Source organism: Burkholderia sp. Ac-20379 (assembly GCF_017104645.1).
Taxonomy (GTDB): Bacteria; Pseudomonadota; Gammaproteobacteria; order Burkholderiales; family Burkholderiaceae; genus Burkholderia.
The window spans coordinates 1-21,019 of the sequence record NZ_JAAGPF010000036.1 but is presented as its reverse complement, the minus strand read 5'-3'; the positions used below and the strand labels follow the sequence as shown (position 1 = coordinate 21,019).

The window sequence follows — 21,019 nt, the reverse complement described above, 5'->3', positions numbered from 1 at the left end:
CATGACGTTTCGCGATGGCCGGGCGTGTGCCGCGCCGCTCAGGCGCCCGGGCGATGCGCCCGGCGCGTCGCCGCGATCAGCACCATCATCGGCCGCTCGCGCTCCTCGGCCAGCGCCGGTTGCGCCGCGACCTGCTCGGGCGTCGGGCCCCATTCGTCGAGATGGTCGAGCGTGAAGCCCGCGCCGATCAACTGGTTCAGCAGCGTGCCGAGCGTGCGGTGCTGCTTGACCACGCCCTCGGCCAGCCAATTGGTGACGCGCGGGCCTTCGTTCTGATAGCCGTCGATGGGCCAGAAGCGCCAGCCGTCAGCATCGGTGCGAAAGCCCTGATGGCGCGGCGCGGTCAGGATCGGGTGCTCGGTCGAGAACACCAGCCGGCCGCCCGGCGCGAGCGCGCGGTGGATCGCCGCGAACAGCCCGGCGAGATGCGCCAGATAGTGAAACGCCAGCGAGCTGTAGACGAGGTCGAACGCCTCGGCCGGCAGGTCGAGCCGTTCGAGATCGCCGCGCCGGTACGCGACGTTCGTGCTTCGCGTGGACGCGGCGGCGCGCGCCAGCATGCGTTCGGACACATCGATGCCGAGCACGCTGGCCGCGCCCTGTTCGGCGGCCCAGCGGCAGAACCAGCCGTAGCCGCAGCCGAGATCGGCCACGCGCTGTCCGGCCATCGCGGGCAGCAGCGCGCGCAGCGCCGGCCACTCGGGCGCGCCGTCGAGGCCGTGCAGCGAACGGTTCAGCTTGGCGTAGTTCTCGAAGAACGACGGATCGTCGTAGATGTTCTGGGTCATCGGCGGGCTCCCGGTTGCACCGCCGGCCGGTGGGCGCGGCGGCGAGGATGAGGAACGCCGATCCTAGCGCGCCGGGCCGGTTGTGGGGCGGGGACGTGCAAGGCGCACCTGCGTTGCCGCAGCGTGGCGGGCGGATAGGGCGGACAGGGCCGGTTGCGCGCGGTTGCGGCCGGCGCGGTTCTCGGCGCCGAGGCCGCGCCATCCGGTCGCCTCGATCATCTCGGCCATGTCAGCCGGCGCCGCCATCCTTCACGCCACGGCCCCAATTCCGCCCGAAGCCCGCAGCGCCTCGATCACGATCGCCGTGGCCGGCGTCGGCAGCCGGTCCGAGCGCGTGATCAGGCCGTAGTCGTCCATCTGGCACTGCATCGGCAGCGGCAGGATCTCGACGATCCGGTGCGCCGCGTAGTACTCGGCCACGTCGGCGGCCAGCACCGCGATCATGTCGCTTTCCTCCAGCAGCCGCGTGATGAACAGCAGCGCCGCCGTTTCGACGATGCGCGCGGGCGGCGCGAGGCTCGCGCGCTGGAACATCCGCTCGAAGCGGTGGCGCAGCACGCTGCCGGCGGGCGGCACCACCCACTGCCGTTCGCGCACGTCGGCCAGCGTCAGTGCGTCTTGGCCGAGCAGCGGATGGCCGTGCCGCACCACGGCGTGCACCGGCTCGTCGGCCAGCGACGCGTAATGCAGCGGCAGCTTGTCGTGTTCGGCCGAGAGCCGGCCCACCACGATGTCGAGCTTGTCCTGCGCGAGCCGTTCGAGCAGCACGCTGCTGACCTCGATCTCGACCGAAATCCGCATCGCCGGGTGCTGCTGCTTGACGGCCGCGATGGCGGCCGGCAGCAGCCGCACGCCGGGCGAGGTGATGGTGCCGATCGCCACATGGCCGAGATGGCCGGCCTTCAGCGCATCGAGCTCCTCCTGCGCCTGTTCGAGGCTGCCGAGCACGGCGCGCGCGTGGCGGATCAGCGCGTCGCCGTACAGCGTCGGCCGCACGCCGCGCGGCATCCGCTCGAACAGCACCGTCCCCAGCATGTCCTCCAGTTCGCGCAGCAGCTTCGAGGCGCCCGGCTGCGTCATGTTGAGCACGGCGGCGGCGCGGTGGATGTTGCCTTCCTCCGCGAGCGCCACGACCAGCAGCAATTGCCGCGTCTTCAGGCGCGTGCGGATGTACCAGGGGTTCGCGTCGACCATGGTTTCGGTGTTTACGAGGATATAAAAACAGGTATCGGAGACGTCCGATAATTCATTAGTAGGTTATCAAGCTTCTCTCTAGACTGCATGCAAATCCCGCTACCCCACGACGAGCATGACGGCAACCAAACCCAAGCTGCGGTCCCAACACTGGTTCGGCACCACCGACAAGAACGGCTTCATGTACCGGAGCTGGATGAAGAACCAGGGGATTCCCGATCACGAATTCGACGGCCGGCCGATCGTCGGCATCTGCAATACGTGGTCCGAACTGACGCCGTGCAACGCGCACTTCCGCAAGATCGCCGAGCACGTCAAGCGCGGCATCTACGAGGCGGGCGGCTTCCCGGTGGAATTTCCGGTGTTCTCGAACGGTGAATCGAATCTGCGGCCGAGCGCGATGCTCACGCGCAATCTCGCCAGCATGGACGTGGAAGAGGCGATCCGCGGCAACCCGATCGACGCCGTGGTGCTGCTGGCCGGCTGCGACAAGACCACGCCGGCGCTGCTGATGGGCGCGGCCAGTTGCGACGTGCCGGCCATCGTGGTCAGCGGCGGGCCGATGCTGAACGGCAAGCTCGAAGGCAAGGACATCGGCTCGGGCACGGCCGTGTGGCGGCTGCACGAGGCGCTGAAGGCCGGCGAGATCGACCTCCATCATTTCCTGTCGGCCGAAGCGGGCATGTCGCGCTCGGCGGGCACCTGCAACACGATGGGCACCGCCTCCACCATGGCCTGCATGGCCGAGGCGCTCGGCGTGGCGCTGCCGCACAACGCCGCGATTCCGGCCGTGGACGCGCGCCGTTACGTGCTCGCGCATCTGTCCGGCAGCCGCATCGTGCAGATGGCGCTCGACGACCTGAAGCTCTCGAAGATCCTCACGCGCGCCGCGTTCGAGAACGCGATCCGCACCAACGCCGCGATCGGCGGCTCGACCAACGCGGTGATCCACCTGAAGGCGATCGCGGGCCGCATCGGCGTGCCGCTCGAGCTGGAGGACTGGATGCGGATCGGCCGCGATACGCCGACGCTGGTCGATCTGCAGCCGTCCGGCCGTTTCCTGATGGAAGAGTTCTATTACGCGGGCGGGCTGCCGGCCGTGCTGCGCCGGCTCGGCGAAGCGAAGCTGCTGCCGCATCCGGACGCGCTGACGGTCAACGGCAAGTCGCTCTGGGACAATGTGCGCGACGCCCCCAATTACGACGAAGAGGTGATCCGCCCGCTCGACCGGCCGCTGATCGCCGACGGCGGAATCTGCATCCTGCGCGGCAACCTGGCGCCGCGCGGCGCGGTGCTGAAGCCGTCGGCGGCGTCGCCCGAGCTGCTCAAGCATCGCGGCCGCGCCGTGGTGTTCGAGAACTTCGATCACTACAAGGCGACGATCGGCGACGAGGCGCTCGAGGTCGACAAGGATTCCGTGCTGGTTCTGAAGAACTGCGGCCCGCGCGGTTATCCGGGCATGGCCGAGGTCGGCAACATGGGCCTGCCGCCCAAGCTGCTGCGCCAGGGCGTCAAGGACATGGTGCGGATCTCGGACGCGCGCATGAGCGGCACGGCTTACGGCACCGTGGTGCTGCACGTCGCGCCCGAGGCGGCGGCGGGCGGCCCGCTGGCGGCCGTGCGCAACGGCGACTGGATCGAGCTCGACTGCGAGGCGGGCCGGCTGCATCTGGACATCGGCGACGAGGAACTGCAGCGCCGCCTGAGCGATGTCGACCCGGCCGCCGCGCCGGGCGTGGCCGAGCAGCAGGGGCGCGGCGGCTATGCGCGGCTCTATGTCGATCACGTGCTGCAGGCCGACGAAGGCTGCGACCTCGATTTCCTGGTCGGCACGCGCGGGGCCGAGGTGCCGCGCCACTCGCATTGACGTGACGGCGGCGCGCGCGGGCCGGAACGGCTGGCGCGTGGACGCTGGACGGCATGCGAGGGCGGGACGGTGATAAGAAGCCGGGCGGTGCGAGAAGGCAGGGCGGCGCGAGAAGGCAGGGCGGCACGAGAAGGCAGGGCGGCACGAGAAAGCAGGGCGGCACGAGAAAGCAGGACATCGCGAAACCACAGCCCAGCAGGCCGCATAAAGAACACAGCAGCACCACAAAACAGCATCGACGGCCGGACAACCGGCCGCACGAAGGCCAGAGCCGGGAGCGGCAGGCGCCGCCGATCGGCGCCCGACGAGATCCGCGCGCACGACGCGACGCGGGCCAGTGACATGGTGGAAGGAGACGCAATGAGCAATTCGCAGGCAGTGCGCCCCGGCGAGGCCGGCCCGCACGCGGAAGATCCGGCGGCCGACGGCGAGGCAACCCGCATCGTCGGCCATATCGCGCGCCGGCTCGTGCCGTTCCTCGCGCTGATCTACGTGGTGGCCTATGTCGACCGCACCGTGGTGGGGTTCGCGAAGCTGCACATGAACGCCGCGATCGGCCTGAGCGACGCCGCCTACGGGCTCGGCGCGGGGCTGTTCTTCGTCGGCTACTTTCTGTGCGAGGTGCCGAGCAACCTGGCGCTGACGCGCTTCGGCGCACGCGTCTGGTTCGCGCGCATCCTGTTCACCTGGGGCGCGATCACGATGGCGATGGCGTTCGTCAGCGGCCCGCGCAGCTTCTACCTGCTGCGCTTCCTGCTCGGCGCGGCCGAGGCGGGGCTGTATCCCGGCATTCTTTATTTCCTCACGCAGTGGTTCCCGATGCGCCATCGCGCCCGCGTGATCGGCCTGCTGGTGCTGGCGCAGCCGATCGCGGGCATCGTCACCGGGCCGCTGGCCGGCGCGCTGCTGGAGACGCACGGTTTTCTCGGCCTCGCCAACTGGCAGGCGCTGTTCGTGCTGAGCGGGCTGCCGGCCGTGCTGCTGTGCCTGCCGACGCTGCGCCTGCTGCCCGATTCGCCGGCCCAGGCGCGCTGGCTCGGCGACGACGAGCGCCGCTGGATCGAGCGCGCGCTGGCGGCCGACCACCGCGATTACGGCCTCGAACCCGGCGCCGGCGGCAAGGCGGCTGCGTCGCACGGCAGCCCGTTCTCGGCGCTCAAGGACCCGCGCGTGCTGCTGCTCGCCGTGCTGTTCCTGCCGTTTCCGCTCTGCATCTACGGGCTGTCGCTGTGGCTGCCCACCATCATCAAGGCGTTCGGCGTGGGCGACGCCACGGCGGGCCTGCTGTCAGCCGTGCCGTATCTGTTCGCGGTGGCGGGGCTGCTGATCGTGCCGCGCCACTCGGATCGCCGCCGCGAGCGGCACTGGCACATCGTGGCCGTGTCGGCGTTCGCCGCGCTGACGATGGCGGCCAGCGCCTGGTTCCGCGCGCCCGTGCTGCAACTGCTGTTCATCAGCCTGACCGCGTTCTCGATCTACTCGATCCAGGCGGTGGTGTGGGCCTTGCCCGGCGAATTCCTGAGCGGCGCGCGCGCCGCGGTGGGGATCGCCACCATCAACTCGCTGGCCAACCTCGGCGGCTATTTCGGCCCGTGGGGCGTCGGCGTGATCAAGAACGCCACCGGCAGCCTAGCGGCCGGCCTGTATTTCCTCGCGGCGACGCTGCTGATCGCGGTGCTGGCGGCTTTCGCGGTGCGCGCCGCGCTGCGCCCGCGCGCGGATGGCGGCCACGCGGCCCTTGCCCGCGAATCGTGAGCACGCCGATGCCGCCGCGCGATTCCAACCCGAACCTGAAGCAGGAACTCCGCTCATGACCTCGAACCCGACGCCCCGCTACCGCGGCGTGTTTCCCGTGGTGCCGACCACCTTCACCGAAACCGGCGAGCTTGATCTGGCCAGCCAGAAGCGCGCCGTCGATTTCATGATCGACGCCGGCTCGGACGGGCTGTGCATCCTCGCGAACTTCTCCGAGCAGTTCTCGCTGTCCGACGACGAGCGCGAGACGCTCACGCGCACCGTGCTCGAACACGTGGCCGGCCGCGTGCCGGTGATCGTCACCACCACGCATTACGGCACGCGGCTGTGCGCGGCACGCAGCCGGCGCGCGCAGGCGCAGGGCGCGGCGATGGTCATGATCATGCCGCCGTATCACGGCGCGACGTTTCGCGTGCCGGAGGCGCAGATCGTCGAGTTCTACGCGCGCGTGTCCGATGCGATCGGGATTCCGATCATGATCCAGGACGCGCCCGCGAGCGGCACCGTGCTTTCGGCGCCGCTGCTGGCGCGCATGGCGCGCGAGATCGAGCAGGTGTCCTATTTCAAGATCGAGACGCCGGGCGCGGCCAACAAGCTGCGCGAGCTGATCCGGCTGGCCGGCGATGCGGCCGAGGGCCCGTGGGACGGCGAGGAGGGCATCACGCTGCTGGCCGACCTGAATGCGGGCGCCACCGGCGCGATGACGGGCGGCGGTTTCCCCGACGGGATCCGCACCATCGTCGACGCGCATCGCGCGGGCCGCCACGACGCCGCGTTCGACGCGTACCAGCGCTGGCTGCCGCTGATCAACCACGAGAACCGCCAGGCCGGGCTGCTGGCCTGCAAGGCGCTGATGAAGGAAGGCGGTGTGATCGACTGCGAGCTGCCGCGCCATCCGCTGCCGGCCATGCATCCCGAGACGCGCGCCGAGCTGGTCGCGATCGCGCGCCGGCTCGATCCGCTCGTGCTGCGGTGGGGCAAATGAGCGCCATGAATCCCCCCGTCGTCACGCTCGGCATCGTCGGCGTCGGCAAGATCGCGCGCGACCAGCATCTGCCGGCCATCGCCGGCCACCCCGGCTTCGCGCTCGAGGCGGCCGCGAGCCGCAACGCGCAGGTCGATGGCGTGCGCAACTACGCCGACATCGACGCCTTGCTGGCCGCCGAACCCGCGCTCGACGCGGTATCGCTGTGCGCGCCGCCGCAAGTGCGCTACGCGCAGGCGCGCGCGGCGTTGCTGGCCGGCAAGCACGTCATGCTCGAAAAACCGCCCGGCGCGAGCCTCGGCGAAGTCGAGGCGCTGCGCGCGCTGGCGCGCAGCCAGGGCCGCACGCTGTTCGCGACCTGGCATTCGCGCTGCGCGAGCGCGGTCGAGCCGGCCCGCGAATGGCTGGCCGGGCGCACCGTGCGCGCCGTGCGGGTGCGCTGGAAGGAGGACGTGCGCCGCTGGCACCCCGGCCAGCGGTGGATCTGGGAGCCGGGCGGCCTCGGCGTGTTCGATCCGGGCATCAACGCGCTGTCGATCGTCACGCGGATCCTGCCGCACGAGGTGGCGCTGCGCGCGGCCACGCTGCGGGTGCCGGCCGATTGCGCCACGCCGATCGCGGCCGAACTCGACGGCGCGGACGCGATGGGCGCGCCGGTGCACGCCGAATTCGACTGGCGGCACGGCCCCGTCGAGCAGTGGGAGATCGACGTCGACACCGACGACGGCCCGCTTTGCATCGCCGAGGGCGGCAAGCGCCTGACGATCGGCGGCGCGCCGGTCGCGCTCGGCCCCGAACGCGAATACGCGGCGCTCTACGAACGCTTCCACTGGCTGATCGCGCACGGCGCCGACGACGTCGATACGCGCCCGCTGCGCCTCGTGGCCGACGCGTTCCTGCTCGGCCGGCAGATCGCCGCCGAGCCGTTCGGCCATTGATCGAGACGGATCCGATAACGAGAACCCTACCGGCACAACCGCCGACAACAGAGAGAGGAGACACCGAATGACCCGCCCGACCCGCTTGAACCGCTTGAACCGCTTGAATCGATTGACCGCCACCCGCCGCGCGACCCTCCGCGCCATGCTGGCCGGCCTGTGCCTCGCCTCGTTCGGCGCGGCGCTGCCGGCTTCGGCCGACGCGCCCGCCAAGATCGGCTTCCTCGTGAAGATGCCCGAGCAGGCCTGGTTCATCAACGAACAGAAGGCCGCCACCGCGCTCGGCAAGAAGGAGAACTTCTCGGTCGTCAACATCGGCACGCCGGACGGCGAGAAGGTGCTGGCGGCGATCGACAACCTCGGTGCGCAAGGCGCGCAGGGCTTCGTGATCTGCGCGCCCGACGTGCGCCTCGGGCCGGCGATCCAGGCCCGCGCGAAGCACTACAACATGAAGTTCGTGACGGTGGACGATCAACTGGTGGATTCGTCGGGCAAGCCGCTCGCGGGCGTGCCGCACCTCGGCATGTCGGCGTTCAAGATCGGCAATCAAGTGGGCCAGGCGATCGGCGACGAGATCAAGAAGCGCGGCTGGAAGCCCGAGGAAGTGGGCGCGCTGCGCATCACCGATTACGAGCTGCCCACCGCCAAGCTGCGCACCGACGGCGCCACGCAATCGCTGCTGGCGAGCGGCTTCAAGAAGGAAAACATCTTCGACGCGCCGCAGAAAACCACCGACGACGAAGGCGGCTTCAACGCAGCCTCGCCGGTGCTGGCTCAGCACCCGACCATCAAGAAATGGGTGATCTTCGCGCTGAACGAGGAAAGCGTGCTCGGCGCGGTGCGCGCCACCGAGCAGTTGCACCTGCCGTCGTCGGACGTGATCGGCGTGGGCATCAACGGCGCGGGCGAGGCGTTCGCCGAGTTCCAGAAGAAGCAGCCCACCGGCTTCTACGGCACGATCGCCGTCAGCTCGACCAACCACGGCAAGGATAGCGCGCAGAACCTGATCGACTGGATCCGCACCGGCAAGCAGCCGCCGGCCGACACGCAGACGACGGGCAAGCTGATGACGCGCGAGAACTGGCAGGCGGTGCGCGCCGAGCTGGGCATCTGAGCCGGCACGGCGCAGCGGGAGACACGATCCGATGAACGATCCGACTCACGAAAGCACGGCCGTCGACACGCTCGACGCACCCGTGGACGCGTATCTCGAACTGGCCGGCGTCAGCATGAGCTTTCCGGGCGTGCGCGCGCTCGACGGCGTGTCGCTGGCGGTGCGCGCGGGCGAGGTGCACGGGCTGATGGGCGAGAACGGCGCGGGCAAATCGACGCTGCTCAAGGTGCTGTCGGGCGTCAACCAGCCGCAGGAGGGCAGCCTGCGGCTCGGCGGCGTCGAGCAGCGCTTCGCCACCACGCGCGCGGCGATCGACGCGGGCGTGGCGATCATCTACCAGGAGCTGCATCTGGTGCCCGAGCTGACGGTGGCCGACAACCTGATGCTCGGCCAGTTGCCGAACCGCTTCGGCGTGCTCGACGAGCGCACGCTGGTGAGCCGCGCGATGGCCGAATTGCAGCGGCTCGGCGAGCGGATCGACCCGCGCACGCCGGTCAAGGCGCTGTCGATCGGGCAGCGCCAGATGATCGAGATCGGCAAGGCGCTGATGCGCGACGCGCGCGTGATCGCGTTCGACGAGCCCACCAGCTCGCTGTCGGCGCGCGAGACGGAGAGCCTGTTCCGGATCATCCGCGCGCTGCGCGCCGAGGGCCGCGCGATCATCTACGTCACGCACCGCATGGACGAGGTGTATGCGCTGTGCGACCGCGTCACGGTGTTTCGCGACGGCAAGCGCATCGAGACGTTCGAATCGGTGGCCGAACTCGATCGCAACCGGCTGATTTCGGCGATGGTCGGGCGCTCGATCGCCGACGTCTACGGCTACCGGCCGCGCGCGGCGGGCGACGTGCTGATCGAGGCGAAGGGCTTGATGGGGCCGGGGCTGGCCGAGCCGGTGTCGTTCGCGGCGCGGCGCGGCGAGATCGTCGGCTTCTTCGGGCTGGTGGGCGCGGGCCGCTCCGAGCTGATGAAGCTGATCTACGGCGCGGTGCGCGCCAGCGCCGGCCACGTGGAGCTGGCCGGCAAGCCGGTGCGGTTCGCCAGCCCGCGCGACGCGGTGCGCGCCGGCGTGGCGCTGTGCCCCGAGGATCGCAAGCAGGAGGGCATCGTCGCGATCGCGTCGGTGGCCGACAACCTCAACATCAGCGCGCGCCGCCATTTCAGCCCGGCGCGCTTCCTGCTCGACGAGAAGCGCGAGCGCGCGCTGGCGCACGACTACATCCAGAAACTGGCGATCAAGACGCGCAACGGCGACACCGCGATCGGCACGCTGTCGGGCGGCAATCAGCAGAAGGTGATCCTGTCGCGCTGGCTGGCCGAGCAGATCGAGGTGTTTCTGATGGACGAGCCCACGCGCGGCATCGACGTGGGCGCGCGCGCCGAGATCTACCACCTGCTGTACGGGCTGGCGGAGGCGGGGCGTGCGGTGCTGATGGTGTCGAGCGACCTGGCCGAGGTGATCGGCGTGGCCGACCGCATCGTGGTGATGCGCGAAGGGCGCATCGCCGGGGTGGTGGCGAAAGCCGACGCCTCGCCCGACGAACTGATCAAGCTGGCGCTGCCGCGCTGAATTCCGGGCGGCGGCCCGCGCCAGAGCGCGCCGCGCCGCCCGGCCGAACCGATGGACGAGAGATGAACCGAGCCATGCAGAAAAGCACCCCCGGCCTCAACGACGCCGCCGCCCCCATCACGCCCTCGCGGGCGCGCGCCTGGGACATGATCAACAAGTCGGGCATCGTGGTGGTGTTCGTCGTGCTGTTCGCGGTGCTGTCCGCGACGGTGCCCGACTTCCTGACGGTCCGCAACATCCAGGGCCTGCTGCTGTCGGTCACGCTGATCGGCTCGATCTCCGTGACCATGATGTTCGTGCTGGCGCTCGGCGAGGTGGACCTGTCGGTCGCCTCGATCGTGGCGTTCTCGGGCGTGGTGGCCTCCACCGTGATCACCGCCACGCACAGCGTGCTGATCGGCGTGGCGGCCGGCATCCTGGCCGGCGGCGCGGTCGGCCTCGTGAACGGCGTGCTGATCGCGCGGTTCCGCATCAATTCGCTGATCGCCACGCTGGCGATGATGGAGGCGGTGCGCGGGCTGGCGTTCCTGACCTCGAACGGCGATGCGGTGATGATCTCCGAGGAGCGCTTCTTCGCGCTGGGCGGCGGCGCGTTCCTCGGCATTTCGTATCCGATCTGGAGCAACATCGTCGGCTTCGTGCTGTTCGGCTTCCTGCTCAAGAAAACGGTGTTCGGCAAGAACGTGCTGGCGGTGGGCGGCAACAGCGAGGCGGCGCTGCTCGCGGGCCTGCCGGTCACGCGCATCAAGATCGCCGTGTTCGTGCTGCAGGGGCTCGTGACGGGCTTCGCCGGCGTGATGCTGGCCTCGCGGATGAGCCTCGGCGATCCGAAAACCTCGGTCGGCCTGGAATTGGGCGTGATTTCGGCCTGCGTGCTGGGCGGCGTGTCGCTGACGGGCGGCGTGGCCACCATCGCCGGCGTGCTGGTGGGCGTGCTGATCATGGGCGCGGTGCAGGACGCGATGAGCCTGATGAACGTGCCGACGTTCTATCAGTACCTGATCCGCGGCGGCATCCTGCTGCTGGCCGTGCTGTTCGACCAGTTCCGGCGCAGCAAGCGGGCGGTGTGAGGCCGTGCCGGGCGCGGGCGCACCTGCTACACTCGGCCGCTCCCGTTTCCTGCCCAGCGCCCCGTCATGACCACGTCGCCGGCCGGCATCATCGCCGGCACCACGCTGCTCAATCCCCAATGGCTGCGCACGTTCGAGATGCTGGTCGAAACCGGCAACTTCACGCGTGCGGCCGAGCGGCTCGGCCTCACGCAGGCGGCCGTCAGCCAGCATCTGCGTCATCTCGAGGATCAGCTCGGCCTGCTGGTGATCCGCCGCCCGCGCGGCATCGACATCACGCCCACCGGCCGCATCGTGCTCGATTACTGCGCCGAACTCGCGCGCGCCGACCGCCGCCTGCGCGGCCGGCTGGCCGAAGCCGACGACGATTGCGGCGAAATCAGCCTGATCACGCCCGGCAGCATCGGCCTCGCGATGGCGCCCTGGCTGCTCGACATGCAGTTGCAGACGCCGGGCCTCGTGGTGCGGCACCGCTTCGCGCCCGATCGCGAGGTGCTCGACGCGGTGCTGTCGAATCTCTACGAAGTGGGTTTCGTCACGCTCAAGCCCGACGACGAGCGGCTCGCCGCGAGCCGGTTCGCCGAGGAGCCGCTGGAGCTGGTGGTGCCGGCGGGCGAATACGTGCACGGCTGGCCCGATCTCGAACGGCTCGGCTTCGTCGATCACCCCGACGGGCTGGCGATGGCCAGCCGCCTGCTGAGCCGGCGCTTTCCCGACAACCCCGGCGTGCGCGGGCTGCCGCGCCGCGCGTTCACCAACCAGGTGGCGCTGATCCTCGAGCCGGTGTCGCGCGGGCTCGGCTTCACGGTGATCCCGCGCTATGCGCGGCAGGCGTTCGCGCGCCAGGACGCGATCGCCGTGATCGAATGCGGCGCCGCGGTGCTCGACACGCTGTGGCTGATCCATCGCGCCGAATGGGGGCTGTCGAGCCGAATGCAGCGCGCGCTGGCGACGTTGCGCGAGCGGCTCGGCGCCAGCGGCCGCTAGGCGCGCGCCGCCTCGCGCGGGCGCCTGACGATCCGTTTGCGCGTGCGAGGCTAGAATGTCCGATCCGCCCGCGAGCGAGGCGCGCACCGCGCCTCGGGCATCACCGGAACAGGAGAATTCATGCAGGGATCCCCGCAGCACGCCATCGTCAAGCGCCACGCCGTCCGCGATTTCTTCCGCCGCCCGGAACGCACCGCCTTCCAACTGTCGCCGGATGGCCGTCACCTGAGCTTCCTCGCGCGTCACCACGGCCGCCTGAACGTGTTCGTGCAGGCGATCGACGACAAGGGCCGCCCGCTCGGCGAGGCCCGCGCGCTGACCAGCGAATCGGCGCGCGACATCGGCGGTTACTTCTGGAAGGGCAACGACCGCGTGCTGTTCGTCAAGGATTTCGGCGGCGACGAGAATTACCACGTGCTGTCCGTGCCGATCGACGGCAGCGCGATCGTCGACCTCACGCCTTACGAAACCGTGCGCGCCGGCATCGTCGACAGCCTGATCGACGACGACCGCTTCGTGCTGATCTCGCACAACCGCCGCGACGCGACCGTGTTCGACGTGGTGCGCGTGGACGTGGCGAGCGGCGAGGAAACCGTGATCGCCGAGAACCCCGGCAACATCCTCGGCTGGATGACCGACCACATGGGCCGCCTGCGCGTGGCCGTGGCCGGCGACGGCGTGACGCAAACGCTGCTGTATCGCGACGACGAGGCCGACGCGTTCCGCCCGCTCGTCACCACCGATTTCCGCGAGACGCTCTCGCCGCTGCTGTTCACGTTCGACGACCGCAAGCTGTATGTGGCGTCGAACCGCGGCCGCGACCGCATGGCGATCTTCGAGTTCGACCCGGCCACGGCGCTCGAAGGCACGCTGCTGTTCGAGCACGACGAAGTGGACGTGGCCGGCCTCGGCCATTCGCACACGCGGCGCGTGCTGACCACCATCTGGTACGAGGACGACAAGGTGCGCGCGCATCACCTCGACGCGCACATCGGCAACATTCACGCCGATCTCGACGCGCGCCTGCCCGGCGGCGAATCGAGCATCGCCAGCATCACGCGCGACGAATCGCGGATGATCGTGCGCAACGCGTGGGATCGCTCGCCCGGCGCCGTGTGGCTGTACGACGTGGCCACCCGCGAGCTGACCCAGTTCGAAGCGCTGACGCCCTGGCTCGCGCCGGAGGACATGGCGCCGATGCAGCCGATCGAATACACGTCGCGCGACGGCCTGCGCATTCGCGGCTACCTGACGCTGCCGGCCGGCTTTTCGCTCGACGGCGACGGCGCGGCGAAGGCCGCGAACCTGCCGCTGATCGTCAATCCGCACGGCGGCCCGTGGGCGCGCGATCACTGGGGCTTCAACCCCGAGGTGCAGATGCTGGCCAATCACGGCTACGCGGTGCTGCAGATGAATTTCCGCGGCTCGGTGGGGTATGGTCGGGCGTTCTGGGAGGCGAGCTTCGGGCAGTGGGGCCGCACCATGCAGAACGACATCGACGACGGCGTGGATTGGCTGATCGGGCAGGGCGTGGCCGATCCGAAGCGCGTCGCGATCTACGGTGCGAGCTACGGCGGCTACGCCACGCTGGCTGGCGTGACGTTCACGCCCGAGCGCTACGCGGCCGCGATCGATTACGTGGGCGTGTCGAACCTGTTCACGCTGCTCGAATCGATGCCGCCTTACTGGAAGCCGCTGCTCGACATGATGTACGAGCAGATCGGCAACCCCACCACCGAGGAGGGCAAGCGCGCGCTGCACGACGCGTCGCCGCTGTTCTTCGCCGACCGGATCGTCACGCCGCTGTTCGTCGCGCAGGGCGCGAACGACCCGCGCGTGAAGCAGGCCGAGAGCGACCAGATCGTCGAGGCGTTGCGCTCGCGCGGGGTGGAGGTGCAGTACATGCTCAAGGAGAACGAGGGGCACGGCTTCGCGAACGAAGAGAACCAATATGCGTTCTACGAGGCGATGATCGCGTTCCTCGACAAGCATCTGGGCATGAAGCCGCGCGATTGACGGCACGGCGGAACGGCGGCGCGGATCGTCGCCGCGCCGCCGTTTTTTCACGACCGACCCGCTTCAGTCTTTTCCTTCCGCCCCGGCGGCCGCGCGCTTCGCCGCGCCGGCTTTCGCCGCCTTGATCTGGCCCGCGTGGGCCGCCGTCAGACACTCCTGAAACAGCAAGGCCGCGCGCGATGGCTGCGGCGAGCGCCGGAACAGGCTCACGAACCGGCAGCGGTAATGAAAGCGCCGCGGCGCGACCGCCTGCATGCGCCCGGCGCGCTCGAAGCTCTCCGCGTAGTGATCGGGCAGGAAGCCGAGAAACTTGCCCGACAGGATCAGCGTGGCCACGGCTTCCTGATCCGACGCGGTGGCGCTGCGCGTGAGCTTCGCGCGGTGCGTGAGTTGCAGGTTCGGCGAGTGATAGCCGAGCCCGGCGAAACCCTGTTCGCGAATCCGTTCCCAGGTCAGCTTGTCGTGCGCCGCGCCGAACAGCGGGTGGCCCGCGCCGCAATACAGCAGCATCCGCTCGTCGTACAGATCGGTGTAGACGAGGCTGCCCGAACTGCGGTGCTCGGGGATCACGCCGATCTGGTAGCTGCCGTCGATCACGCCGCGCTCGATCTCCTGGATCGAGCCGACGTGCAGGTTCAGCGCCACGTCCGGCGCGGCTTCGGCGAAATGCCGGATCGCCTCGGCGATGCGCGCGGCCGGGTTGGTGGCCGTCTTGTCGAACATCGCGATATGCAGTTCGCCGCCCATCCGATCATGGATACCGTCCACGCGCGCGCGGAACGCCTCCAGCGAGGCCAGCAGCCGCAGCGTTTCCTCGTAGACGGTCTGGCCCTCCGGCGTCAGCGTGAAGCCGGCCCGGCCGCGCCGGCACAGCACGAGGCCGAGCCGGGTTTCGAGATCCTTGACGTGCCGGCTGATGGTGGAAATGCCGATATTCAGTTCCAGTTCGGCCGCGGCCATCCCGCCGCATTGCACCACCACCTTGAAGACGCGCAGCAGGCGCAGGTCCATGTCGCTCAGTTGGCCGAGCAGGGCGCGCTGACGGGGAGTTCTTACTTGCATGAATGTTCAAGTAAACATTGATATTGCGGTATTCACAAGACTATCTGGCGACCCAACAATGCGCAACACACGAACCGATGAGGAGCGCGCCGCGCCAACCGCCATGACCGAGATCACCGCCACCCAGCCCGATACGCAACAAGACGGCGTGCGCACCGACGCCGCCTGGCTCGACGCCCACTGGATGCCGTTTACGGCCAATCGCCAGTTCAAGCAGGACCCGCGCCTGATCGTCGAGGGCAAGGGCGCCTATTACACGAGCGCCGACGGCCGGCGGATCTTCGACGGCCTGTCGGGCCTCTGGTGCTGCGGTCTCGGCCACGGCCGCACCGAGATCGTCGAGGCGGTCAGCCGCCAGATCGCCAAGCTCGATTACGCGCCGGCGTTCCAGTTCGGCCATCCGCAATCGTTCGAGCTGGCCAACCGGATCAAGGATCTGACGCCGGCCGGCCTCGATTACGTGTTCTTCACGGGTTCGGGCTCCGAAGCCGCCGACACCTCCCTGAAGATGGCGCGCGCCTACTGGCGCGCCAAGGGCAAGGGCACCAAGACGCGCCTGATCGGCCGCGAGAAGGGCTACCACGGCGTGAACTTCGGCGGCATCTCGGTGGGCGGGATCGGCGCGAACCGCAAGCTGTTCGGCCAGGGCATCGATGCCGATTTCCTGCCGCACACGCAACTGGCGCAAAACAAGTTCTCGCGCGGCCTGCCCGAGCAGGGCGCCGAGCTGGCCGACCGCCTGCTCGAGCTGATCACGCTGCACGATGCGTCGAACATCGCCGCCGTGATCGTCGAGCCGTTCTCCGGTTCGGCCGGCGTGGTGGTGCCGCCGAAGGGCTATCTGAAGCGCCTGCGCGAGATCTGCACGGCGCACGACATCCTGCTGATCTTCGACGAGGTCATCACGGGCTTCGGCCGCGCCGGCGCGATGACGGGCGCCGATGCGTTCGGCGTGATGCCGGACATCCTGAATTTCGCCAAGCAGGTCACGAACGGCACGCAGCCGCTCGGCGGCGTGGTGGCGACCAAGGACATCTACGACACGTTCATGGCGGCCGGCGGCCCCGAGTACATGCTCGAATTCCCGCACGGCTACACGTATTCGGCGCACCCGGTGGCCTGTGCGGCCGGCAACGCCGCGCTCGATTTGCTGGTGAAGGAAGACGGCGTGGGCCGCGTGCGCGCGCTGGCGCCGCATTTCGAGAACGCCGTGCATGGCCTGAAGGGCGTACGCCATGTGGCCGACATCCGCAACTTCGGGCTGGCCGCCGGCATCACGATCGAGGCGCTGCCGGGCGAGCCGGCGCGCCGGCCGTACGAAGTGGCGATGCGCTGCTGGGAGAAGGGCTTCTACGTGCGCTACGGCGGCGACACGATCCAGCTCGCGCCGCCGTTCATCGCGGAGGCGCGCGAGATCGACGACATGGTCGGTGCGCTGGCCGACGCGTTGAACGCGACGGCCTGACGCAAGCGGGCGGCGGTACCGCCGCTCGAGCGCTGTCGTGCAAAGCGACGCCGGTCCCTAGGGGCCGGCGTCGCTTTTTTCGTTTGCGCAGGTGGCTGAACTGGCCGATCGGCTAGCTTGTTCGAAACCTTGCGCCAGCCCAACCTAAAGGCTCCTTGTTCTTGACGGATTTTCGTCTTTAAACGAATATGGCTGCCTATCAGATCGAGCATTACCTGACGGCCCACGACCAGAAGAATCTATTCATCGACTGGTTGAGCGGGCTGCGAGATGTGAGGGCCAAGGTTGCGATCATTCGCCGCCTGGCCCGTATGGAGCAGGGCAATTTCGGCGATCACCGCTTTTGTCGCGATGGCGTCTGGGAATTGCGCATCGATGCGGGGCCGGGTTATCGGCTCTATTACGCGGTGGCGGGCCGGCGTCTGGTGCTGCTGCTGTGCGGTGGCGACAAGCGTAGCCAGAACGCGGACATCGACCGCGCAACAGGCTACTGGCTCGATTGGCAATGGAGGTTGGACGAATGAGAAGCACATCCCATGACGAAGCGATGGCCGAGCTGTACCGCCGCGATCCGGCGCTTGCGATCGCGGTCATCAACGATATTCTCGGCGACGGCGATCAGCCCGAGCTGCTGAGCGTGCTGCGTCAGCTCGCGCAGGCGTTCGGCGGCATGCAGGCGGTCGCCGCTCGTGCGGAACTGAACCCCACGCAGCTGTATCGCACGCTCTCGCCCGAGGGCAATCCGTCGCTGGCCAGCATGATGGCGATCCTCAAGGCGATGGGGCTGCGTCTGGCGATCCAGCCGCTCGAGCTTCCCGCGCCGGCTTGCGCGGCCTGATCGCGGATCGAGAGGCGGCCGCCGCCGCGGCGGCCGCTTCGTCCGCATCCCGGGCGCAATCCGCCCGCGCCGATAAGCAAACCCCGCCGCACCGATAAGGTTTGCCGGAATCGATATTGGAAGCGTTCCAGCCGGTTCGATAGATTCGTCGGATTGCCGTGCGCACGGCGCATCGTCCGACCGGAGCCATCGAAGCATGAGCCAAGCCATCCGTTTCAACGCGTTCGAGATGAACTGCATCGGCCATCAGTCGCCGGGCCTGTGGGCGCATCCGCGCGACCGTTCGTGGCAGTACAAGGATCTCGAATACTGGACCGACCTCGCGGAAACCCTGGAAAAAGGCTTTTTCGACGGCATCTTCATCGCCGACGTGATCGGCTATTACGACGTCTATCGGGGCAGCAACCACCACGCGCTGCAGCAGGGCGTGCAGATTCCCGTCAACGATCCGATCCAGCTCGCCGCGCCGATCGCGCTGGCCACCGAGCATCTCGGCATCGGCATCACGGCCTCGACCTCGTTCGAGCATCCGTATACGTTCGCGCGGCGGCTCTCCACGGCCGACCATCACACGAAGGGCCGGATCGGCTGGAACATCGTCACGTCGTATCTGGAAAGCGGCGCGCGCAACGTCGGGCAGACCGGGCTGGAGGATCATTCGAACCGCTACGAGATCGCGGCCGAATATCTGGAGGTGCTCTACAAGCTGTTCGAGGGCAGTTGGGAAGAGGGCGCGGTGCTGCGCGACCGCGAACGGCGGATCTTCGCCGATCCGTCCAAGATCCACGAAATTCGCCACAAGGGCCGACATTTCGAGGTGCCCGGCTATCACCTGTGCGAGCCGTCGCCGCAGCGCACGCCGGTGCTGTATCAGGCCGGCGCGTCGGGCGCCGGCAAGGCGTTCGCGGCGCAGCACGCCGAATGCGTGTTCGTGGCCGCGCCCACCCGCGCCACGCTGCGCGACTACGTGGCCGACATCCGCCGCCGCGCGGCCGAAGCGGGGCGTGATCCGCGCAAGCTGCTGATCTACACGCTGGTGACGCTCGTCGTCGACGAAACCGACGCGAAGGCGCAGGCGAAATTCGAGGAATACCAGCGCTACGTGTCGTACGACGGCTCGCTGGTGCTGATGTCGGGCTGGACCGGCATCGATTTCGGCCAGTACGCGCCCACCGATCTGGTGCGGCGCGTGGAAACCAACGCGATCGTGTCGGCGGTCGAGCATCTGGCCGGCGGCGACAAGGCCTGGACCATCGACGAGCTGGCGCGCTTCGGCGGCATCGGCGGGCTGGGGCCGGTATTCGTCGGCTCGCCGTCGACGGTGGCCGACATCCTGCAGGAGTGGGTGGCGGAAACCGGCGTGGACGGTTTCAATCTGGCCTATGCGCTCGCGCACGAAAGCTTCGAGGACGTGGTGGGCTACCTCGTGCCGGAGTTGCAGCGGCGCGGCGCGTATCCCACCTCGTACCGGCCCGGCACGCTGCGCGAGAAGCTGTTCGGCGAGGGCGCGCGGCTCGGGGATGCGCACCCGGGCGCGGCGTATCGCGATCTGTCGCGGTTCGCGGAAGACTCGCCAGCCGAATCGCAGGCTGCCTGAGCGCTGTCATCGTCGCCTTGCCGGCCGCCCGGCAAGGCATTCGCCAAGCTTCAGTCCTTTCCGGCCGCCGCCGCGCGGCGCGCTCCCTCCCCGGCAAGCCAGTTCCACGCCTTGGAACCGCCGCCGCCATCCCGATTCTCACTACTGACCACCCGCGTCGCCCCGGCGTTACGATTCGCCTCGACTGCCGCCGCAATCCATCGCGGCCGGCGACGACAATGTGTGGAGACAGGATTCATGACGTTTCGCGGCCAATACCGTACGACCATCCTCGGCATGCTGCTGCTGGCGACGGTCATCAATTACATCGACCGCTCCGCGCTGTCGATCGCCATGCCGTTCATCACCCGCGATTTCCATCTGACGCCGAGCGAGAAGGGCATGATCTTCGGCGCGTTCTCGATCGGCTATGCGCTGTTCAATTTCCTTGGCGGGCACTTCGCCGACCGCTTCGGCGCGCGCCGCGTGCTGAGCGTGTCGATGGCCGGCTGGTCGATCGCCTGCGGCCTGACGGCGGCGGTGTCGGGCTTCTGGTCGATGCTGCTGCTGCGCATCGCGTTCGGCATGGGCGAAGGGCCGAACGCCGCCACCGGCAACAAGGTCGTCAATACGTGGTTCCCGCTCGGCGAACGCGCCACGGCGGCCGGCATCAGCCAGGCGGGCGGCCCGCTCGGCGGCGCGCTGGCCGGGCCGGTGGTGGGCTTTCTCGCGCTGTCGTTCGGCTGGCGCGCCGCGTTCATCGTGATGGCCGTGCTGGGGCTGGCCTGGGCCGTCATGTGGCGCCGCCTGTCGACCGAAACGCCGGCGCAGCATCCGCGCGTGAGTCCGGCCGAACTGGCGCAGATCGACGCCGGGCAGGAGGCCGTCGAGCCGCCGGTGGGCGAGACGGTGTCGATTCGCGAGGTGATCGCGAACCGCGCCGTGCTGACCACCGGCATCTCGCTGTTCTGCTACAACTACATCCTGTTTTTCTTCATCACCTGGTTCCCGAGCTATCTGGTCGACGCGAAGGGCATCAGCCTGAAGGACATGAGCCTCGTCAGCTCGCTGCCGTGGATCACGGGCGCGATCGGCTTCCTGTCGGGCGGCTTCCTGGTGGACGCGATCTACCGCAGCACCGGCCGCCGGATGTTCTCGCGCAAGGTGGTGCTGGTCACGTCGCTGCTGATCGCGGCGGCCTGCATCGCGCTGACCGGCATGGTCGAATCGGTGTGGACGGCGGTGGGCGTCATGACGGTGGCGATCGGCCTGCTGATGCTGGCCGCGCCGGCCTACTGGGCGATCATCCAGGACAGCGTGCCGCGCCACCAGGTCGGCACCGCGAGCGGCTTCATGCACGGCCTGGGCAATTCGTCGGGCATCGTCGGGCCGGCCATCACCGGCATGCTGATCCAGCGTACCGGCAACTTCTCCAGCGCGTTCCTGCTGGCCGGCGCGGTGGGCCTGATCGGCTCGCTGATCCTGGCGCGCTTCGTCCATGCGCCGGGCGACCGCGACGCGCTGCCGTCGGCGGCCTGAGCCGCGCCCTCGCTTGCACGCCCGGCCGCGGCCCGGCGTGCAAGCGAATGGTCTCCACGCGTCTCTTCGCGCATGCCTCGCCAGCCGGGGCATGCGCTTTTTCCTTTAGCGAGTGTTTCCGATGAGTCATGACGAATCGTCCCTCAGCGAGGGCATGCGCGCGTTCCTGCGCACGGCCGCCGGCTTCCGCGCCACCGGCGACGACTGGGCGTCGCGCCGCGACGCGTTCGCGCGCCAGGGCGCGCCTTTCACGCA

The 21,019-nt window shown here is 69.0% G+C and carries 17 protein-coding genes; 14 read left to right on the top strand and 3 right to left on the bottom strand.

Annotated features, from left to right (window positions below):
* Positions 1 to 38: 38 nt before the first annotated feature.
* Together G3N92_RS07560 and G3N92_RS07555 are read right to left on the bottom strand one after the other, a co-directional pair.
* Entirely contained in the window at positions 39 to 788 is a 750-nt protein-coding gene (locus tag G3N92_RS07560; RefSeq protein ID WP_206126842.1) for a class I SAM-dependent methyltransferase, read from the bottom strand.
* Between the two features lie 249 nt (positions 789 to 1,037).
* A complete protein-coding gene (locus G3N92_RS07555) occupies positions 1,038 to 1,982 on the bottom strand; it encodes a LysR substrate-binding domain-containing protein (protein ID WP_206126841.1) in 945 nt (314 codons plus the stop codon).
* Between the two features lie 115 nt (positions 1,983 to 2,097).
* Here G3N92_RS07555 and G3N92_RS07550 point away from each other — a divergent pair, with 115 nt between their 5' ends.
* From G3N92_RS07550 to G3N92_RS07510, 9 genes are all read left to right on the top strand, one after another.
* A complete protein-coding gene (locus tag G3N92_RS07550) occupies positions 2,098 to 3,849 on the top strand; it encodes an IlvD/Edd family dehydratase (RefSeq protein ID WP_206126840.1) in 1,752 nt (583 codons plus the stop codon).
* A gap of 360 nt (positions 3,850 to 4,209) precedes the next feature.
* Positions 4,210 to 5,604 (top strand): MFS transporter, encoded by a 1,395-nt coding sequence (locus G3N92_RS07545; protein ID WP_206126839.1) that lies wholly within the window; start codon positions 4,210 to 4,212, stop codon positions 5,602 to 5,604.
* Positions 5,605 to 5,659: 55 nt separating this feature from the next.
* Positions 5,660 to 6,589: a dihydrodipicolinate synthase family protein gene (locus G3N92_RS07540; RefSeq protein ID WP_206126838.1), complete on the top strand. Its 930-nt coding sequence runs from the start codon at positions 5,660 to 5,662 to the stop codon at positions 6,587 to 6,589.
* Positions 6,590 to 6,594: 5 nt separating this feature from the next.
* A complete protein-coding gene (locus G3N92_RS07535; protein ID WP_206126837.1) occupies positions 6,595 to 7,527 on the top strand; it encodes a Gfo/Idh/MocA family oxidoreductase in 933 nt (310 codons plus the stop codon).
* Positions 7,528 to 7,594: 67 nt separating this feature from the next.
* Positions 7,595 to 8,641, top strand: coding sequence for an arabinose ABC transporter substrate-binding protein (locus tag G3N92_RS07530; protein ID WP_241014641.1), 1,047 nt, complete (start codon positions 7,595 to 7,597; stop codon positions 8,639 to 8,641).
* A gap of 31 nt (positions 8,642 to 8,672) precedes the next feature.
* The gene (gene araG, locus G3N92_RS07525) at positions 8,673 to 10,211 is read left to right on the top strand and encodes an L-arabinose ABC transporter ATP-binding protein AraG (protein WP_206126836.1); all 1,539 of its coding nucleotides are present in this window, start codon (positions 8,673 to 8,675) and stop codon (positions 10,209 to 10,211) included.
* 62 nt (positions 10,212 to 10,273) lie between these two features.
* Positions 10,274 to 11,281, top strand: a complete 1,008-nt coding sequence (araH, locus tag G3N92_RS07520; RefSeq protein WP_206126835.1) for an L-arabinose ABC transporter permease AraH — start codon at positions 10,274 to 10,276, stop codon at positions 11,279 to 11,281.
* 66 nt (positions 11,282 to 11,347) lie between these two features.
* Entirely contained in the window at positions 11,348 to 12,268 is a 921-nt protein-coding gene (locus tag G3N92_RS07515) for a LysR family transcriptional regulator (RefSeq protein WP_206126834.1), read from the top strand.
* Positions 12,269 to 12,388: 120 nt separating this feature from the next.
* The gene (locus G3N92_RS07510) at positions 12,389 to 14,284 is read left to right on the top strand and encodes a S9 family peptidase (protein WP_206126833.1); all 1,896 of its coding nucleotides are present in this window, start codon (positions 12,389 to 12,391) and stop codon (positions 14,282 to 14,284) included.
* A 63-nt stretch (positions 14,285 to 14,347) separates the two neighbouring features.
* Here the strand turns inward: G3N92_RS07510 and G3N92_RS07505 are convergent, their stop codons facing one another.
* Positions 14,348 to 15,346, bottom strand: a complete 999-nt coding sequence (locus tag G3N92_RS07505; protein ID WP_206126832.1) for a LysR family transcriptional regulator — start codon at positions 15,344 to 15,346, stop codon at positions 14,348 to 14,350.
* Positions 15,347 to 15,449: 103 nt separating this feature from the next.
* On the opposite strand from G3N92_RS07505, the gene G3N92_RS07500 reads away from it, so the two are divergent.
* The 5 genes from G3N92_RS07500 (at position 15,450) to G3N92_RS07480 (ending at position 20,764) form a co-directional block, all read left to right on the top strand.
* Positions 15,450 to 16,811 carry an aspartate aminotransferase family protein gene (locus G3N92_RS07500; protein ID WP_206126831.1) on the top strand — a complete coding sequence of 454 codons (1,362 nt, stop codon included), beginning with the start codon at positions 15,450 to 15,452 and terminating at the stop codon, positions 16,809 to 16,811.
* 188 nt (positions 16,812 to 16,999) lie between these two features.
* A complete protein-coding gene (locus tag G3N92_RS07495) occupies positions 17,000 to 17,335 on the top strand; it encodes a type II toxin-antitoxin system RelE/ParE family toxin (protein ID WP_206126830.1) in 336 nt (111 codons plus the stop codon).
* On the top strand, positions 17,332 to 17,649 hold the full coding sequence (locus G3N92_RS07490; RefSeq protein ID WP_206126829.1) for an addiction module antidote protein: 318 nt from the start codon (positions 17,332 to 17,334) through the stop codon (positions 17,647 to 17,649). Before G3N92_RS07495 ends, G3N92_RS07490 begins: the two co-directional genes overlap by 4 nt.
* A 196-nt stretch (positions 17,650 to 17,845) precedes the next feature.
* Positions 17,846 to 19,246, top strand: a complete 1,401-nt coding sequence (locus tag G3N92_RS07485) for an LLM class flavin-dependent oxidoreductase (RefSeq protein ID WP_206126828.1) — start codon at positions 17,846 to 17,848, stop codon at positions 19,244 to 19,246.
* A 237-nt stretch (positions 19,247 to 19,483) separates the two neighbouring features.
* Positions 19,484 to 20,764: an MFS transporter gene (locus G3N92_RS07480; RefSeq protein WP_206126827.1), complete on the top strand. Its 1,281-nt coding sequence runs from the start codon at positions 19,484 to 19,486 to the stop codon at positions 20,762 to 20,764.
* Positions 20,765 to 21,019 lie beyond the last annotated feature (255 nt).

Coding starts and splice junctions, on each gene's coding strand:
- G3N92_RS07560 (WP_206126842.1), bottom strand. CDS start 788: ATGACCCAGAACATCTACGACGATCCGTCGTTCTTCGAGAACTACGCC.
- G3N92_RS07555 (WP_206126841.1), bottom strand. CDS start 1,982: ATGGTCGACGCGAACCCCTGGTACATCCGCACGCGCCTGAAGACGCGG.
- G3N92_RS07550 (WP_206126840.1), top strand. CDS start 2,098: ATGACGGCAACCAAACCCAAGCTGCGGTCCCAACACTGGTTCGGCACC.
- G3N92_RS07545 (WP_206126839.1), top strand. CDS start 4,210: ATGAGCAATTCGCAGGCAGTGCGCCCCGGCGAGGCCGGCCCGCACGCG.
- G3N92_RS07540 (WP_206126838.1), top strand. CDS start 5,660: ATGACCTCGAACCCGACGCCCCGCTACCGCGGCGTGTTTCCCGTGGTG.
- G3N92_RS07535 (WP_206126837.1), top strand. CDS start 6,595: ATGAATCCCCCCGTCGTCACGCTCGGCATCGTCGGCGTCGGCAAGATC.
- G3N92_RS07530 (WP_241014641.1), top strand. CDS start 7,595: ATGACCCGCCCGACCCGCTTGAACCGCTTGAACCGCTTGAATCGATTG.
- araG (WP_206126836.1), top strand. CDS start 8,673: ATGAACGATCCGACTCACGAAAGCACGGCCGTCGACACGCTCGACGCA.
- araH (WP_206126835.1), top strand. CDS start 10,274: ATGAACCGAGCCATGCAGAAAAGCACCCCCGGCCTCAACGACGCCGCC.
- G3N92_RS07515 (WP_206126834.1), top strand. CDS start 11,348: ATGACCACGTCGCCGGCCGGCATCATCGCCGGCACCACGCTGCTCAAT.
- G3N92_RS07510 (WP_206126833.1), top strand. CDS start 12,389: ATGCAGGGATCCCCGCAGCACGCCATCGTCAAGCGCCACGCCGTCCGC.
- G3N92_RS07505 (WP_206126832.1), bottom strand. CDS start 15,346: ATGCAAGTAAGAACTCCCCGTCAGCGCGCCCTGCTCGGCCAACTGAGC.
- G3N92_RS07500 (WP_206126831.1), top strand. CDS start 15,450: ATGACCGAGATCACCGCCACCCAGCCCGATACGCAACAAGACGGCGTG.
- G3N92_RS07495 (WP_206126830.1), top strand. CDS start 17,000: ATGGCTGCCTATCAGATCGAGCATTACCTGACGGCCCACGACCAGAAG.
- G3N92_RS07490 (WP_206126829.1), top strand. CDS start 17,332: ATGAGAAGCACATCCCATGACGAAGCGATGGCCGAGCTGTACCGCCGC.
- G3N92_RS07485 (WP_206126828.1), top strand. CDS start 17,846: ATGAGCCAAGCCATCCGTTTCAACGCGTTCGAGATGAACTGCATCGGC.
- G3N92_RS07480 (WP_206126827.1), top strand. CDS start 19,484: ATGACGTTTCGCGGCCAATACCGTACGACCATCCTCGGCATGCTGCTG.